The organism is Pseudoalteromonas sp. PB2-1 (genome assembly GCF_045040605.1).
GTDB lineage: Bacteria > Pseudomonadota > Gammaproteobacteria > Enterobacterales > Alteromonadaceae > Pseudoalteromonas > Pseudoalteromonas arabiensis.
On the sequence record NZ_CP090667.1, the window covers coordinates 1,178,286 to 1,195,872 of the forward strand.

Annotated in this window: 15 protein-coding genes; 7 read left to right on the forward strand and 8 right to left on the reverse strand. The window is 41.7% G+C overall.

The genetic code is table 11. The features are described 5' to 3' along the window. Nucleotides 1–12: 12 nt before the first annotated feature. From L0Z67_RS05420 to L0Z67_RS05430, 3 genes are all read right to left on the reverse strand, one after another. Nucleotides 13–858 carry a carboxylate/amino acid/amine transporter gene (locus L0Z67_RS05420; RefSeq protein WP_062570475.1) on the reverse strand — a complete coding sequence of 282 codons (846 nt, stop codon included), beginning with the start codon at nt 856–858 and terminating at the stop codon, nt 13–15. Nucleotides 859–946: 88 nt separating this feature from the next. Beyond that, nucleotides 947–3,085 (reverse strand): M3 family metallopeptidase, encoded by a 2,139-nt coding sequence (locus tag L0Z67_RS05425; protein WP_237115019.1) that lies wholly within the window; start codon nt 3,083–3,085, stop codon nt 947–949. A gap of 264 nt (nt 3,086–3,349) precedes the next feature. Beyond that, on the reverse strand, nt 3,350–3,559 hold the full coding sequence (locus tag L0Z67_RS05430) for a hypothetical protein (RefSeq protein ID WP_062570477.1): 210 nt from the start codon (nt 3,557–3,559) through the stop codon (nt 3,350–3,352). A gap of 181 nt (nt 3,560–3,740) precedes the next feature. Here L0Z67_RS05430 and L0Z67_RS05435 point away from each other — a divergent pair, with 181 nt between their 5' ends. Next, a complete protein-coding gene (locus L0Z67_RS05435) occupies nt 3,741–4,613 on the forward strand; it encodes a mechanosensitive ion channel domain-containing protein (protein WP_237127671.1) in 873 nt (290 codons plus the stop codon). Nucleotides 4,614–4,636: 23 nt separating this feature from the next. Here L0Z67_RS05435 and L0Z67_RS05440 read toward each other — a convergent pair whose 3' ends face one another. Next, nucleotides 4,637–5,185 (reverse strand): HdeD family acid-resistance protein, encoded by a 549-nt coding sequence (locus L0Z67_RS05440; RefSeq protein WP_062570479.1) that lies wholly within the window; start codon nt 5,183–5,185, stop codon nt 4,637–4,639. 256 nt (nt 5,186–5,441) lie between these two features. Here L0Z67_RS05440 and L0Z67_RS05445 point away from each other — a divergent pair, with 256 nt between their 5' ends. The 6 genes from L0Z67_RS05445 (at nt 5,442) to yegD (ending at nt 13,140) form a co-directional block, all read left to right on the forward strand. Continuing rightward, entirely contained in the window at nt 5,442–7,037 is a 1,596-nt protein-coding gene (locus tag L0Z67_RS05445; RefSeq protein ID WP_237127670.1) for a mechanosensitive ion channel domain-containing protein, read from the forward strand. A 365-nt stretch (nt 7,038–7,402) separates the two neighbouring features. After that, nucleotides 7,403–9,697 (forward strand): TonB-dependent receptor, encoded by a 2,295-nt coding sequence (locus tag L0Z67_RS05450; RefSeq protein WP_062570480.1) that lies wholly within the window; start codon nt 7,403–7,405, stop codon nt 9,695–9,697. A gap of 110 nt (nt 9,698–9,807) precedes the next feature. Then, nucleotides 9,808–10,107 carry a hypothetical protein gene (locus tag L0Z67_RS05455; protein ID WP_062570481.1) on the forward strand — a complete coding sequence of 100 codons (300 nt, stop codon included), beginning with the start codon at nt 9,808–9,810 and terminating at the stop codon, nt 10,105–10,107. A 62-nt stretch (nt 10,108–10,169) separates the two neighbouring features. Then, nucleotides 10,170–10,826, forward strand: a complete 657-nt coding sequence (locus tag L0Z67_RS05460) for an HAD family hydrolase (RefSeq protein WP_405128550.1) — start codon at nt 10,170–10,172, stop codon at nt 10,824–10,826. Between the two features lie 32 nt (nt 10,827–10,858). Next, nucleotides 10,859–11,701, forward strand: coding sequence for a DNA ligase (locus L0Z67_RS05465; RefSeq protein ID WP_228074435.1), 843 nt, complete (start codon nt 10,859–10,861; stop codon nt 11,699–11,701). A 71-nt stretch (nt 11,702–11,772) separates the two neighbouring features. After that, nucleotides 11,773–13,140 (forward strand): molecular chaperone, encoded by a 1,368-nt coding sequence (gene yegD, locus L0Z67_RS05470; RefSeq protein WP_405128551.1) that lies wholly within the window; start codon nt 11,773–11,775, stop codon nt 13,138–13,140. A 19-nt stretch (nt 13,141–13,159) separates the two neighbouring features. On the opposite strand, the gene L0Z67_RS05475 is transcribed toward yegD, so the two are convergent. From L0Z67_RS05475 to L0Z67_RS05490, 4 genes are all read right to left on the reverse strand, one after another. Further along, nucleotides 13,160–13,624, reverse strand: coding sequence for a methylglyoxal synthase (locus tag L0Z67_RS05475; RefSeq protein WP_062570485.1), 465 nt, complete (start codon nt 13,622–13,624; stop codon nt 13,160–13,162). Between the two features lie 8 nt (nt 13,625–13,632). After that, nucleotides 13,633–14,265, reverse strand: a complete 633-nt coding sequence (locus L0Z67_RS05480) for a LysE family translocator (RefSeq protein ID WP_062570796.1) — start codon at nt 14,263–14,265, stop codon at nt 13,633–13,635. 96 nt (nt 14,266–14,361) lie between these two features. Then, nucleotides 14,362–16,200: a S8 family serine peptidase gene (locus L0Z67_RS05485; RefSeq protein WP_405128552.1), complete on the reverse strand. Its 1,839-nt coding sequence runs from the start codon at nt 16,198–16,200 to the stop codon at nt 14,362–14,364. A 200-nt stretch (nt 16,201–16,400) separates the two neighbouring features. Next, nucleotides 16,401–17,570 (reverse strand): multidrug effflux MFS transporter, encoded by a 1,170-nt coding sequence (locus L0Z67_RS05490; RefSeq protein ID WP_405128553.1) that lies wholly within the window; start codon nt 17,568–17,570, stop codon nt 16,401–16,403. Nucleotides 17,571–17,587: the final 17 nt, after the last annotated feature.

Here is a 17,587-nt window from a genome sequence, read left to right on the forward strand (position 1 = left end):
AGTAAGCTTAATTTATTTTTTCACAATGGCTTGGTTCACAATTAAAGCTAACAGTATAACGGCTGCGCCAATACTTAATCTGAGAATGTCGGCATCACGGTTCCAAATAACAATATTGACAATAATCCCCGCAGGGATCAGTAGGTTATTCATTACTGCGAGCGCACCCACATTGACAATAGTCGCGCCTTTATTCCATGCAAAATAACCAAGTCCAGAGGCAATTGTTCCGAGGTAAATCAGGACACCCCATTGTGTGGTTGTGGTAGGGAGCTTACTGGTATCACCAAATAAACCATAGCAAACTAATGCGACGATGAGTGCACCAATGAAAAACCATGCGAACACACGAGAATGCGCAATGTGTTCGTGTTGCATTAATCGTTTATAGGTCACTTGTCCTGTTGCAAAGCAAATATTGGCAGCCTGCACAAGTAGCATTCCAAGCAGGTAGTTTTCATCAATGCCTTCGTAACGAATAGCGACTGCTCCGACAATGGCCAGCATGGCGGCAAGCAAGAATTTAGCATTGAAGCGTTTTTCAAGAATATCGTTTAATAAGGTGATATAAAGCGGTGTCATAACCGTGAATAACAGCACTTCAGGCACACTGAGGTACAAAAACGAATGGTAATAAAAGCTGTACATCACACCCAGCTGCACCGCCCCTATTGCCATCAGTTTAAGTGCTAAAGCTTTAGGGGTTTTACGCCAGTGCAGAAAAGGTAAAAATACGCAGGTGGCTAAGCCAATACGCATCAACACACTGAACCATGCATCGACTTGTCCTGCTAAATAAACACCAATAAGACTAAACGAAAAGGCCCAAAGCAGGGTAACAGCAAATAAGTAGGTCATGTTTTATGGTAATTGATTCTAAAATTGCACTATAACAAAAAGCCCGCAATAATTGCGGGCTTTCATCACTTAGCGAATAATTTAACTATTACTCAACTAAACCACGACGCTTTAATAGTGCGTCTGTTGTTGGTTTTTGACCACGGAATTCAATGTAGCTTTGCATTAAGTCGCGGCTGTTACCTTTTGATAACACTTCTTTACGGAAGTTATCACCATTTTCACGGGTTAAGCCACCTTCTTCTGTCATGTGTGCAAACGCATCTGCTGCGAATACTTCAGTCCAAAGGTACGCATAATAACCTGCTGAGTAACCACCAGCGAATGTGTGGCTGAAGTAGCAAGACTTATAACGAGGCGGTACTGGGTAGTAGGCAATACCGTGCTTGTCTAATGCATCATGTTCAAACTTTTGCACATCTGTAATATCAGCATCAACACCAAATGAATGCCATTCCATATCAAGCAGTGCCGCGGCTAAGTACTCAGTTGTATCAAAACCTTGATTGAACTTTTGTGATTCGAGTACTTTTGCAAGTAATGCTTTTGGAATTGGCTCACCTGTTTTGTAATGCTTGGCATAGTTTGCCAGTACAGTCGGTTCGATGTTCCAGTCTTCATTTGCTTGTGAAGGGAATTCAACAAAATCACGTGCTGTGGCAGTACCGGCGAGGCTAGGGTATTTAACGTCAGAGAATAAACCATGAACAGCGTGACCAAACTCATGGAACATGGTTGTTACTTCAGAGAAGGTCATGAGTGTAGGTTGGCCGTCAGCTGGCTTAGGAATGTTCTGTGCGTTGTAGATTACCGGCATGGTGTCTTTTAGACCGCTTTGGCTGACATAAGAGCTCATCCATGCACCGCCGCGTTTGCCTTCACGTGCATATGGATCCATGTAGAATAGGCCGATAGCGCTGCCATCTTCGTTAAATACTTCAAATACCATTACGTCTTCATGATAAACAGGTAAGTCTGTACGTTCTTTAAAGGTAATGCCGTACAGTTTATTCATCGCAAAGAATAGGCCGTCGTGGATCACTGATTGCATTTCAAAGTAAGGCTTAACTAACGCAGGGTCTAAGTCGTACTTTTCTTGGCGTACTTTTTCAGCATAGAATGCCCAATCCCACGGTTGTAAGGCAAAGTTTTTGCCAGACTTTTTAATTACTTGCTGGATTTGTTCTGCTTCAGCTTCTGCTTTGGCAACCGCTTTCGGTGCTAAGTCATCAAGAATGCCGTAAACGTTTTCTGTTGTTTGCGCCATACGTGTTGTCATCACATACGAAGCCCAGTCTTGGTAACCCAGTAATGCTGCTTTTTCTGCGCGTAGCTTAGTCTCTTTAAGAATGATTGGGCCATTAGTTGCTTGTGCGCGAGTTGCAGAAGTGGTCCACACTTTTTCACGTAGCTTACGATTTTCAAGGCTTTGTAAGATAGGCTGACGAGTCGTGTTGACAAGCGTGATCATGTAACCTTCTTTACCTGCTTTTTGTGCCGCAGCCGCAAGGCTTGCAATTTCAGCCTCAGACAATCCAGCCAGCTCGCTTTTATCTGTTACTAAAATCACATCTTCTTTGAATGATTTTAAGATATTTTGTGAAAACTCTGTTGAAAGTTTGGCAAGTTCCGCGTTGATTTCACGCATTTTTGCTTTTTCAGTTTCGTTAAGCTTTGCACCCGCGTTAACAAACTTTTTATAGTAAAAATCGACAAGGCGTTGATCTTCAGCATTTAAAGATGATTTGTCATCGTAGATACTTTGCACGCGAGCGAATAAGGCTTTGTTTAGGTAAATATCATCAGTATGAGCAGACATAATAGGCGCCATTTTAGCGGCGATACGTTGATACTCACTGTCAGAGATCAAACCTGATAAATTAAAAAATGCCGCAGAAGTGCGGTCTAATAGCTCACCAGATAGTTCCATTGCAACAAGGGTATTTTCAAATGTTGCAGGCTCAGGGTTGTTTGCAATCTTTGCAATTTCAGCTTTTTGCTGTGCAATACCCGCTTCAAATGCTGGCTCGTAGTCTTTGGTTGAAATTTTATCAAACTCAGGAGCCATGTATTGTAAAGGGCTTGGCTTGAAAAGAACGTTGGTAACATTAGCTGTTTGTGTTTCAGCAGCAGTTTCAACTTGAGTTTGCGTGTCAGCTTGCTGTGAACTACAAGCTGAAAGTAAAAGTGCACTAGCAATCGTTGTTGCTATCAGGGTCTTATGCATGAGAACTCCAATTTAAAAATGTGCTTGGTACATTCATTATTCGAGAGAATACACCAATGATGAGAGCTTTTTTAAATTACCAAATTTTAGACTAGAAACAATTAAATCTATCGGTTTATTAGGATGGTTGAGCGCAAAACGGGAATAAAGTGTTTCAAAAATGCACAAAAAAGCCGTCTTACTATAAATCGGACGGCTTTATTATCTAGTAATGTAATAATAAGAAAAATTAATGTGATTTATACATCGACGGTTATGCATGAATCAATTATAACCGAGTACAAACTTTTTCTCCGAGCCGAAGTTTTCAGGCATCGCATTTCCGAACTCTTTGTTGATCAGTGCTAACGTGTTTTCTTGTTCTGCAAGCAAGTTTAAAATGCGGTTTCTGTAATCTAAGCTCGACTCAAACAAGTTTAAATCAACCATTGGCTGGAGTGTTGCTAGTTTCTGTGTAAGTGTCATTTGTGACATTGTGCTCTCCTCATGCTACTTATAGCTCTCACTGTTTATATAGCATCTGTGTTCAAAAATAGTTAATAATTAGCGCATTTCGTGCATAAAGAACTTAGTATTTACCAAGTTTTCACTTATTATGCCGTGCTAAACTTAGTCACAACTGAACCAAATTCATTTTTTCTAGGAATGTTAATTTATGAGCCTTGCTGATCTGCAATCTGCATTATCGTTTGTATTGTTTACTTACAACGATGTGCAAATTACTGTGCTAAAAATTATTCAAGTGCCTTTGGTGCTTTTTTTAATGTGGTTTGTGGTCACGTGGATAGGTCGATTAATTAAAAAAGCATTACTTGCAAAAAACCTAGGCCCTGATGCTGTTCATTTATTCACCCGTATATATCTTGTCGTTACGATAGCGGTGCTTGTGTTTACCTCACTTGAGGTACTCAATATTCCATTAACAGCGTTTGCTTTTGTCTCTGGTGCAATTGCTATTGGTGTCGGTTTTGGTGCACAAAACATTATTAATAACTTTATTAGCGGTTGGATACTCATGTGGGAGCGACCAATACGTATTGGTGACTTTCTAGAAGTAGGGACGGCGAAAGGGGTTGTTGAAACAATTAACACACGCTCTACACGCATTCGTCGTAACGATGGTGTGCATATGTTAGTGCCTAATAGCCAACTGCTTGAAAATACCGTAACTAACTGGACTCTGATTGATCGTAATGCGCGCTCATCCGTTAATGTCGGTGTTGCTTATGGTTCAGATGTGGTGTTGGTTGAAAAGTTGATTAAGCAAATTTTGGATGAGCATCCGGCTATTTTAAAAACACCCGCCTCATCAGTCTTATTTGATGACTTTGCAGATAGTTCATTAACGTTTAGTGCTATCTTTTGGGTATGTGCGGAATCAGAAGCGCCACTTCGACAGGTACGAAGTGAGCTACGTTTCAGTATATATAAAGTGTTTGCTGAGCACGATGTTACCATCGCATTCCCGCAGCGCGACATTCATATTGATGGCGAAATTGCCTTAAAACGTCGAAGTACACAAAAATAAAAAAAGCGGCTTAGCCGCTTTTTTTACGCTTGTTCATTGAGCTTTTTAAGCTTAAATGCGAGCAGTACCATCATGGTACCAAACACAATGGCGTAAGTGGCTACTAACCAAAGTAAGGTTAGGACACCTGCGCCAGGGTTAAACATTAAGTAAGCACCAAAAATGATGGATATGACACCACTGGCAATTAAAATCCACTCATTATTGATTTCTTTGCGAAGCTTACTAGCGATAATGATTTCAATTACCCCCATTGCGATAGCCCATGCCGCAATAAAATATAACATTAAAATAGCGGTAACATTGGGCGCAAACAAAGTGACTAATGCCGCAGCAATTGAGATAAGGCCGCCAATAAGTAGCATCCACCACAATGGGTTGTCTTTTTTAGAAGCAAAAGCCAGCCATGCGCGAATTGCGCCATCTACAAAGAAATAAGCAGCAAAAATAAACATCAACACAGCAAGTGATGCCTCGGGTGCAAGCCAGCCACAAAGCCCGAAGATTATCGCAATCACGCCATGAATAAATAGTGATGACCAATGTGGAATCAACGAATTTGAAATATGCATAAAAAGTTCCTTTGCCTAGGTTAGAGGGGCTAACAGGTTTTAATAGATCTAACATTTAAGCTACTTAAAGCAAAGGAATTTAATTAATATTTGTACAGTTAAAAAAGCATGCTCTAATCTAATATTATGAATTTGAGTCTATTCATTATCTTGCTACAAGGATGAGAGAGTGAAAAATTTAGCCACTACTTTTTTGTGCGTCATGTGTTACCTATTGGTTATCTGTATGGCCGCAGTAGGGAGTAAGGCATACGCTATGAGTACGCCAGAGGTCACTGTAAAGTCACTTATTGATAAAAATGATAAAGAAAAAACTGATGAAGAAAAAGAAGTGACGAGTGCAGAGGCAGGGAGCTCACTTACTAGTCAGCAAGCTGATGAGGCTTTATTTTTCGATGAATTCAATCGAATTACTCCGCGAAATACAATGTATGGTTTTTTAACCGCTGCACGGGCACGCGACTTTGAATTAGCTAGTCACTACCTCGATTATCGTAACTTACCGCAAGATGCTGCTGCCATTGGTCAGATGAAGCTGGCTGAAAATCTATCTTTAATATTAGATAGAACTTTATGGGTTGATATTGATAACCTGAGTAATAAGCCTGACGGCAAAAAAAATGAAGCGGTACCAAGTTATCGCGATCTTGTCGGTGAAATTTCCACTTCACAAGGGAAAGTGCAAATCTTATTACAGCGTGTTCCAAATAAACAAGGGACGCAAACGATTTGGAAAATTTCCAATGCGACAGTGAGCAAAATCCCCCTATTAATCAAAGAGTATGGGTATAACCGCATAGGAGAGTGGCTATATCAGTCTTTACCAAGTTTTGAATTTTTAGGTGTAATGCTGTGGCAATGGGTCTACTTTGCATGTTCTTTTATTTTCTTTGTACTCGTCGCAATTGTGTTAACACGACTCGTTTCTTTTGTTTTAGTGCACTTAAAGTTTCCCATACAGCAAGACATTGTTGATTTTATCAATGGACCAATCTGTTTATTAATAGCAGTAATAATGTCGCGTTCGTTAAGTGATGAATCTAATGTAACCATTGCTTTTTTGGCCGTAATTCATGGCGCCACGGTTTTGCTTTTAGCATGGACTTGGGTGTTTTTACGTATTGTTGATATTACGAAACATCGCTTGAGCCAGCGTTTTATTCGCCAAGATAAACCTCATGCTGTTTTCTTGCTTAGGCCTGTGAGTAACGTCATAAAAACCAGTATCGTGATTATTATGTTATTTGTCTGGTTCGAGAATTTGGGCTTTAACGCGACGACCTTACTTGCTGGTCTGGGTATCGGTGGGCTTGCTATCGCACTTGCTGCACAAAAAACGGTTGAAAATATCATTGCAGCAATCACGCTTTATACATCAGCACCTGTACGAATTGGTAATTTGTGTAAGTTTGACAATCACCTCGGAACAATTGAAGAGATAGGCCTGAGGGCAACACGTATACGCACACTTGATCGCTCGGTAATTTATGTAGCGAATGCTAAGTTTGTGGATATGCAGCTTGAAAATATTTCTGAGCGAGAACGCATTTCATATCGACCTAAGTTAATGCTCAGCGCAAAAACAGAGCAGCAAAACTTACATGCTTTTATGGCGTCTGTTCGTGCACTACTTAAAGAGCATGAACATATTGCCGATGAGCCTTGTCGAGTACGATTTAAAGGTTTTACGCCTTGGGCTTTACAAATCGATGTACTAAGCTACGTAGAGACAGTCGATTTTGCGTTTTACATGGAAATAATTGAAGAGTTAAATATGGCGATGTTAGGTTTGCTGAACGAGCATAATTGTGAATTAGCCAACCCAGAATTTGCTCGTGTAGTAGGTTCGTAATGAAAATTGTCGCAAATGAAAGTAGTTCTCAGTTGTGTGGATTCTCTACACATCGTTGTTATATAATGAACAGGACATATGTCCGCTAAAGTGTAAAATAGTTGCATAATTTCTTCTAAATGCTTTGATGTTGCCGCTAATTGTTGTAAAAAAATTGTATATTTATAATTTTTAATGCAGTAAAAGTGTCATAAAGTGTTATAATCGTCAGCGTTCGTTCAGCCTCTTTACCTCGTTTTGCACTCTCGATTTAGAGGTCCGCGCAGCTTATTATAAGGCGCGAAAAATTGGCCGAGCCCGTCAAATGATTTGACGCAACATCATCACCGTTGAATAAGAGTGCATAAAAAAGGTTAAAACCCGACATGAAAGCAATGAAAAGATCTACGTTAGCAACCCTAATCAATGCAACGTTGTTCTCTGCTGTAGCAGGTACTTCATTTTCAACTCTTGCTGCAGACGAAGCACCAGCAGCAAAAAACAACCAATTAGAAGTTATCCAAATCACTGCTCGTAAGCGTGTGGAAAATGCTCAGGAAGTACCTGTTGCAGTATCTGCGCTGCAAGGTGATAACTTAGATGCTTACAGCTCAGCTGGTATGGATATTCGCTTTATGAATGCGAAAATCCCAAGTTTATCAATCGAATCTTCGTTTGGTCGTTCATTCCCACGCTTTTATGTTCGTGGTCTAGGTAACACAGACTTTGATTTGAATGCTTCTCAACCTGTTTCTTTAGTGGTTGATGAAGTCGTTCAAGAAAACGCAATCTTAAAAGGTTTCCCTGTATTTGACGTTGCTCGCGTAGAAGTATTACGCGGCCCACAAGGTACATTATTCGGTCGTAACACGCCGGCTGGCCTTGTTAAATTTGATACAGTTAAACCATCACAAGAATTTGAAGGCTATGGTTCAGTATCTTACGGTAGCCGTGGCGCAGTTGATTTTGAAGGTGCTGTTGGCGGTGGCCTAACAGACCGTTTATCAACACGTGTTTCTGTACTTTGGCAAGAAAAAGACGATTACATTGATAATCGCGCACCAGGGTTTGAGCAAGATGACGTATTAGGTGGTTACACTGAAAAAGCGGCTCGTGTTCAATTCTTATATGAAGGTGATGATTTCACAGGTTTATTCAACTACCACACGCGTGATATGGACGGTAAGCCAATTGCATTCCGTGGTAACGCAATCAAAGCGGGTACAAACGATTTAGTTGATGGCTTTGAACACGATGTGGTTTTCCACGATGCAGCTTCACGTGCGACACAGCAAGTTGAATCACAAGGCGCAAGCTTAAAGCTTGAGTGGGACATCAACGATTTAACACTTACGTCAATCTCTGCATGGGAAAGTGCTGAAATCTATTCTCGCGCTGACATCGACGGTGGTTACGGTTTCTTTAATGCAGACGACCCGACAGCACCTATGGGCCCAGGTTTTATTCCGTTCACTTCTGAAAGTGCTGACGGTATTCCAGATCAAGACCAATACACGCAAGAACTTCGTTTATCAAGTAACTATGCTGGTGACGTAAATTTCCAAGTCGGTGTATTCTACTTTGACGAAGCGCTAACAATCGAAAACTTCAGCTACGACACATATGGTGCAACACCGGGTGAGTTAAACGGTTATGTTATCCAGCAGCAAGATACTAAGGCATGGGCGGTATTCGGTTCATTAGATTACACAATCACTGATGACTTAAAAGTAACAGCGGGTCTTCGTTACTCTGATGACGAGAAAGAGTTCTCAGCAAACCGTACTTTAAGCCCTGCTGGTGGCGGTGCGTTATTCTTAACAGAAAACCCAAGTGACGATCACGTTAGCTGGGATTTATCTGCTAACTACAAGATCAACGACGAGGTAAACTGGTACGCGCGTGTTGCTAATAGCTTCCGTGCCCCAAGTATTCAGGGTCGTATCTTATTCGGTGATGAAGTAACTGTTGCTGAGTCTGAAACTGTAACATCTTTTGAAACAGGTATTAAATCAGACGTACTCGATGGCCGTGGTCGTGTAAATGCGACTGTGTTCTACTACACAATGGATGACCAACAATTAACAGCTGTGGGTGGTGGTGCAAACTTCAACCGTCTAGTTAATGCTGATAAGACAACTGGTTATGGTTTTGAGTTAGACACTGAGTGGGTATTAACTGATAACCTAAATGCGACGTTTAACTTAAGCTACAACAACACTGAGCTTAAAGATAAAGATTTAGCCGTTGCTGTTTGTGCACAATGTACAGTGACAGATCCAACATTCCAAGTACCGGGCGCATTTGGTCCTGAAGACCGTGCTATCTTAGATGGTAACAGCCTACCGCACGCACCTGAGTGGATCTCTAACGTCACATTACGTTATAGCCGTGAAGTTGCTGACGGTGAATTCTTCACTTACGCTGACGTGTCTTACCGTAGCGAAATCAACTACTTCTTATACGAGTCAGTTGAGTTTGAAGGCAAGCCATTAACAGAAGTGGGTTTACGTGCAGGTTATGCTTGGGCTGAAGGCGACAACGAATATGAAGTATCAGCATTCGTTCGTAACATGTTCGACGAGCAACAATCAATCGGTGCTATCGACTTCAATAACAACACAGCAATGGTGAACGAAGAGCGTTACATCGGTGCTGAGTTCAAAGTAAGCTTCTTCTAAGCTGAAATAATAAGTCCTATTAAAACCCGCTGTATAGCGGGTTTTTTCGTTTATAATCGCGTTGGTAACTGCTAAAGTGGCAGGATTAATTTAAGAGAAAGAGAATAGCTATGGCTGGATTTTGGAACTACCGTGTGATTTTTTGTGAAGCAACAAAAGATGAAGCGGCACAATATCAAATTCATGAAGTTGAATATAACTTAAATGGTAAAGTGACTAACTGGTCAGAAACTGGAGCAGCGCCTTTTGGCAATACAGTTGAAGAGCTAGAAGCTGACGCTGATCGTTTAAAAACGGCGTTTTCTAAGCCAGTTTTAAAAGTGGTTAGAAAGCAACGTGGCTACGAGCTAGTTGATGTCGAAACAGGCGAAGACGCCTTTGCGGAGCCACCTGCGGGCTTAACTGAATAATCACGCTGAATTAATTAAAGGTGCCAATGGCACCTTTTTACTTTAACTTTGAAGGAATGAGGATGACTTTAAAAGCAGTATTATTTGATATGGATGGCACGCTGGTTGATTCTGAAAGTGTGCATTTTAATATTTGGAATGATTTACTCGCGCCTTTTGGCGTGCAATATGATGAGGCTACATTTTGCCAACGCTTTTCAGGCAGACCGACCCTTGAAGCCGCAAAAGAAGTGGTTGAAAAATATCAGCTTACGATTAGCCCTGAACAATTAACAAATGATAAGTATGCTGCATTTGGTCGCTTCGTAAGCTCGAATTTGCCAGCGTTTATGCCTTACGCAAAAGAAGTATTAGAAGAAATTAAAGCGAGCGGTTTAAAAATGGCGTTAGTAACAGGCAGTGCTAAAGATGAAGCGTATCCTATTTTAAAAGGCTATGGCATTTTTGATTGGTTTGATTGTGTAGTCACGAAAGATGATGTGATAAATCCCAAGCCTGCAGGCGATCCATATCAACTCGCTCTTGATACCTTACAGATTAAGGCAGATGAAGCAATTGCAGTTGAAGATACATTCACAGGTGTAAGCGCTGCAAGTAACGCAAACGTGCCTGTGTTTGCTGTACCAAACCACTTCACATTAGAGCATGATTTTAGTAAAGCGGCAGGAAAGTTCGTGAATCTAAAAGATCTTCTAAAATGGGTACAAAATAAGCTATAGTTTAGAAAATGATTCTTTGCAGGGATGCATTTATGAGCTTTCTATTTCGCAGACTCGTTACTTTACTGTGCTGTAGCCTATTTACAGCAATCGCTGTGGCAACACCAAAAGTTCAACTCGCTAAAGTATATGACGCTGATAGTGTTGTTGTCAGTGATTACCTCGTGAGTGAAAAGTACGATGGTGTACGTGCAATCTGGACTGGCACTCAATTCCTAACCCGCGCAGGAAATACGATTAATGCGCCTGCTTGGTTTACAGCTCCTTTACCTAAGGTTTGGCTAGATGGAGAACTTTGGAGCAAACGGCAAGACTTCGCTAACCTGAGTGGCATTATTCGAACACAGCTTCCCGTTGATAATGACTGGCAGAATGTAAGTTATATGGTCTTTGATATGCCAGACTCTAGCCTCCCTTTTAGCGAGCGTTATAAAAATTATCTAGGGTTGGTAGCGCAGTTAAACGTTAAGCACATAATCGCAGTAGAACAAAAACACTTTGAAAATAATCATCAACTTAGTATGTACATGGATGATTTAATAGCAAAGGGTGCTGAAGGAGTGATGCTACATTTAGCGTCTGCGGTGCATCGCTCTGGGCGCAGTGACGCTTTATTAAAGCTTAAACCCTATCTTGATGCCGAGGCGATTGTTATTGCGCATTTGCCAGGAAAAGGTAAGTATAAGAATATGTTAGGTGCACTTAAGGTACGTAGCGCTGAAGGAGTAGAGTTTAAAATTGGCTCGGGGTTTTCAGACCATCAGCGGCAATTTCCTCCGGCAATAGGCAGTACCGTTACCTACAAATACCATGGTTTTACCAAACATGGACTACCACGTTTCGCCAGCTTTTTACGTGAGCGAAGTGCCTTATAAGTTTAAACATTCAAAAACAGCTGTAATTATGGTAAATTTCGCGGCCTTTTTATTGATGTATAGGTAAGACGATGTTTGCAGGCTTTGATTATGGTAGCTCTAATTGCGCAATCGGTGTAATGAATAATGAGCAACAAGTCTCTTTAGTGCCACTTGAGCAAGGCAAACACTATTTACCTTCAACACTTTATACTCATCACAGCGCGTTGGTTGTTGATTTTGTAGCAAAGCACTTAGCTGGGAGCCAATTTGAGCACGGCTTTAGAACTCAGCGTCAAGCGCTCCTTAATACTTTACCTCGCGTTAAATCCGACTTAGATATCCAAGCAGGCGATGAGACCTTATTTATTGGTCGTGAAGCCATTAGTGAATATGTGCAGTTTCCTGAGGAAGGTTATTTTGTTAAATCACCTAAGTCATTTTTTGGCGCGGTTGGCTTGAAACAAGGACAAATTAACTTTTTTGAAGACATTGCAACGGCGATGATTTTAAAAATTAAACAGCGCGCCGAGCAATCACTGCAAGAGTCATTAACAGAAACGGTAATTGGACGACCGGTAAACTTTCAATCAGTCGGTGGTGAAGAATCTAATCAACAAGCACTAGGAATTTTGGAGCGAGCAGCAAAGCGTGCTGGATTCAAAGAGGTGTCGTTTTTATATGAGCCGCTAGCGGCAGGGATTGATTATGAAACTTCATTGCAGGAAGACCAAAAAGTATTGGTTGTAGATATTGGCGGGGGTACCAGCGATTGTTCATTTGTACAAATGGGGCCGAGCTTTCGACAAAGTGAGTGTCGTGATAACGACTTTTTAGCTCACAGCGGGAAACGTGTTGGCGGTAATGACTTAGATATCGCGCTGAGCTTTCACGGGTTAATGCCGTTGCTTGGTTTAGGCACTGAGTTTAAATCGGGTCTACCACTGCCTAATCAGCCGTTTTGGCAAGCCTGTAAAATCAATGATGTTAATCTACAAAGCTTGTTTTACAGTGATGCACACCATCGAGACCTTGTTACACAACTACGTGAAGTGCAACAGCCTGAGTTATTTAAGCGCTTAATTCATTTGCAACAAAATAAGCAAGGCCACCAATTAGTACAGCAGGGTGAGGCGGCAAAAATTGCACTCTCGTCAAGCAACGAATTTACCACTGATTTAGGGTTTTTAGACCCAGAGTTAAGTCAGTGCTTGACGTTAAATGATCTATCTTTAGCGGTAGATGACTCTATAAGCCAGATAGTAACGCTAGCTAAACAAGCCATAGCGGATGCTGGTACAACACCTGACGTTATTTATTTAACTGGAGGCAGTGCTCAGTCGCCATTAATTAAAACGGCGTTAAAAGCTCACTTAGGTGGAATTAAGATGCTCAATGGGGATCACTTTGGCAGTGTCACTGCTGGCTTGACTAAATGGGCACATAAGCTATATCGCTAAATGTGCTCATTTATAAAGACTACAACGTAACTTGGCGTGTTGCTAAGTATTTCTCGTAATCAGGTAGCGTGCGATTAAGCTCGCTCTCCATCATGGGTGAGCTTAAAAGCATATCGGCACTGACCTCATTACAGGCGACAGGAATATTCCACACAGCGGCTAAACGTAGGAGTGCTTTTACATCTGGATCATGCGGCTGTGATGCGAGTGGATCCCAGAAAAAGACCAACATATGCACTTCATGCTCAGCAATTTTAGCACCTAACTGCTGATCGCCACCCATTGGACCACTTAATAATTTAATGACTTCAAGCCCTGTTGTGCGCTCGATTAAATGGCCTGTTGTACCTGTACCATACAGTGTGTGCTTGCTTAAAATACCTTGATGCTTTTCACACCACGCTTGCAGTGCCGCTTTTTTACCATCGTGGGCAACAAGGGCGATATTTTTCTTGGCAGGTAAGGCTTGTTGTTTTTGTTCCATAAGTGCTCTTAAATTAGTAGGTTAATTGCTAAGGCTATAAAGACCAGCCCGGTGATCCTATCAATCCAAATTTGGGTTTGTGGATGCTCACGAAAGTAACTGGCAATTTTATCGCCGAAATAAATATACGTGCAGTCGATTGGAAAAGCAAAAAGTGGGTAGAGTAGGCCAAAAAATGCGAGTTGAAATGTCGTTGATGATAAACTCGGATCGACGAATTGTGGAATAAAGGCAATGAAAAACAAAGCTACTTTAGGGTTGAGTACTTCGGTCATCATGGCTTGAAACATCACATTTTGCTTTTTACTGGTACTGACATGAGGTTTTTCGTCGCAATGTGGTTCAGGCTGATTAAAAGTACTTTTTAAGGTCATTAACCCTAAATAGCAAAGGTATGCAGCACCTAAGTATTGTACTGTGGTATAAGCGACTGCAGATGCCTTTAATATGGCTGTTAACCCAATGACGGCAAAAAAGGTGTGCACAACGCCGCCAAGTGCAAATCCGAATGCGCTTTGCAGGCCCGCTGCTCTACCATTGGCAAAGGTTTGTGCCATTAAAAATGCGTTAGAAGGCCCAGGAGCTACGGCAATCAAAAAACTGGCGCCGAGAAACGAGAGCAAAAATTCGGGATTAATCATTGGCATAAGATAAAAAAGATGGATAGCTGATTCTAACAAGCTTACAGAAAAAGAAAAAGCGGGCATCATGGCCCGCTTATCTCGTAGGGTAGGAGATTAGAAATTAGCAGTGCTGTTATTTGAACAAATAGTTGTACTTTGCGCTTCACATACTTGGTAAGTGTAAGAGCCACCGCCTTTAGTTGTAATGGTATCTGTGTAGCTATTGGTGTTTGCCATAGAGCCCAGTTTGCTGCCATTACGATAGATATCAACAGTACTTGTTGCTGCACCATGCCAGCTTAAATCAACATAGGCAGTACCTTTTGATTTATAACCTGATGTTGAAAGATTGATAGCATCGCTGCCAGGTGTTGTGCCGCCACCATCATTGCCGCCAGCACAACCATTTGCTGTGAGATATGCATCTGCTGCAGCCGCTTTAACGATACCGTGACCAAAGTACACATCGTGACCTGCAGCACCTTGATCCTCTGCTGTTGCTTTAAGGGCATCACGGATTTCTGTACCAGTACACTCCGTGTGATTAGACCAAACGAGTGCTGCAATACCTGAAACAGCAGGTGTTGCCATTGATGTACCGCTCATGAAACCATAATCACTGGTACCAATTGCGATATCAATCGTTGTGCTTGAAAGAAGCGCTGAGCGGTCTTCAAGTGCAGCACCTACAGCTGGAATGCTGGTATCATTTGTATCGCCTAATGTAGCGTATAACATACCCGCTTCGTTATTGATGATAACAGCACCGATACCACCTGAGTTCTCGCAGTTATTTACCTTGTCATAGAACGAGATATTACCGCGGTCAATCATACAAATTTTGCCCGCTGCGCCCGCATCAATACTTTCAGCAGTACCCATGTAATAAGCCGTGCCTGATGCATTTCCTGAGTTTTCCATTGATGAAGTAGCAAAGCCTGCGCCATCAGCTGCTAAGCTAGCTGACGTTGCCATACCTGCAGGGTAAGTAGAAAGTGTATCAACCCCACCTGCGGTTACTTCGACACAGATTGTTTCGTCTGTTGTTGCACGTTTTCCACGGCCTGAAGTACAGCTAGGGAACTGTGAAAAGTCGGCAATTTGATTGTTTGCATCATTGGCACCCACCATCATCACTGAAGGGTAACCAGCAGGGTATGAACGGACACTATTGCCATCGTTACCAGCAGCAGCAACAACTAAGCCGCCAGCATTTGTGAAATTAGCAAACGCGTTAGATTCGGTGCTATTTGAACCACTGCCACCTAAGCTCATGCTGATGATATTCGCACCTGCTTGAGAGCATAAATCCGCTGCGTGCGCTAAATCTGATGAGTAACCCCAACCTTCAGCATTGAATACTTTGATGATATGCATTGCTACACCCGGTGCCATACCGACAACACCAATATTGTTATCTGCAGCACCAATAGTACCCGCTACGTGAGTACCGTGCGGGCCGCCATTATCGTACCAGTTACCTGTACCACTGTCGTTATCACCTGTAATGTTGCCCCAAATGAAGTCTGGATTGGTTGCATCTAGGCCAGAGTCAATTACACACACTTTCATGCCCGCATTCGCATCAAACGTCACCTGATCAGCCTGTGATTGATAAACCGCGTAAGGTGTTAACTGCTGCTGCATAGGATTACCAGCATCGTCATTGTATACTGCCATAGGTATACGCTTTTGATCTTCTTCAATTAGTTTAATGTGAGGGTTGTTAAGCAAGCCTTTTATACTTGCTAGGTCGTGACCGGAGAATTGTGCTGCAATAAAACCATTACCATCAACTTTGATATCACCGCCCAGTTTTTTTGCGAGTGCTTTCACAACGCCTTTTTTGTTATTGTCTACTTGGATGATGTAACGATCATCTGCTGCGTTGGCTGTTCCTGCTGCACACAATCCGCTGATGATTAACGCTAAAGCTAGTTTATTCTTTTTCATATTTTGTATCCCAAACGTGTATTAAGGTTAACCTTTTGTTAACTTGGGTAAACAATAATTTAATAACTACGCAGGTACAAGTTTAATTATACTAAAAATCGGAATAAAATGTTCTAGAAACAGTTCTTTAATAGCATTTAGTTATAACGGGAAGGCTAAATGGGTAAATAGAGTATAATAATTCTTATTTACCCATCTTGTTATGATAATTGTTTGTATTTAAAAAGTAAGTAGGCAAATGGAATGAGCATTAGAAAGTGCACGCTAATCAATACTGGCGTTGTTAGCTCCAGTAACTGGGTTAAAAATACTAAAAAGCTTGCTCCACTCATTTGCATAAGACCCACTAGTGCAGAGGCTGTTCCAGCTTGTTTTGGGAATAAACTTAGCGCTCGCCCTGCAGATGAGCCGAGTGTTAGCGCATAGCCAAAGGCGGCAATAAACATAGGAAACATTAAAGCTAAGGCTGAGCGTTGTTGGCTAAGAGCAAGCATAATACACCCAGATAACACTAATAATAAAAGTCCAGCTTTTAAAGCACGTTTGGGCTGTCTTTTAATATAAATGGGCATAATAAAGCTGGCAAGAATGCTCAAAGCAGCATTACAGGTAAACCAAAAAGTGAAGTCAGCCACACTGCCATCAAGTTCAGTGATTAGCCAGCCTGGCGCGAGGGTCACAAAGACTAAAATAGCCGACATCGTGACTAAACAAATTAAGCTATGAAATAAAAACAGCGGTGTAGAAATAATCGGTATAAAGCGTCTTAGGTCGAGAATATGGCCTCTGTAAACACTATCTGTTGGGCGTGTTTCTTTGAAGAGTAATAAAACAATACACAAGCTGACAAGCGCAAATCCAGCCATAAATAAAAAGTTCATTCGCCAACCAAATTGCACGGTTAACCAAGCGCCTAGAATAGGGGCGAGGGCAGGAATAAAGCAAACGATACCATTTAAGTAAGTAATGATCTGACCGCTACGTTCGCTACCAAATTTATCTCTGACTATTGCAAAAGCGACGACAAAAGTTGCGCATGCTCCCAAGCCCTGTAATGCCCTTGCGCTCATCAACGTGGTAAAGTCTGGAGCCAAATAGGCCCCGAATGCCGCTAGACCATAAATCGTAACACCGGTAATAGCCACAGGCTTACGGCCAAACTTATCGGCAAGTGGTCCCGCAATTAGCTGACCAAGACCCACTGTTAGCATAAAAATAGCCACTGTTTGCTGAAGTTGCTTTTCTGATGCATTGAGTTGTTCAGCAATGGTAGGGAATGCTGGAAGATAAATATCAATACCTAGAGGGCAAAAAATGACCAATAGGCCAAGGATGAATAATAAACTCAGATTTCTGTGCTGTGACTGCATTAGCTCTCCTTTAAAGC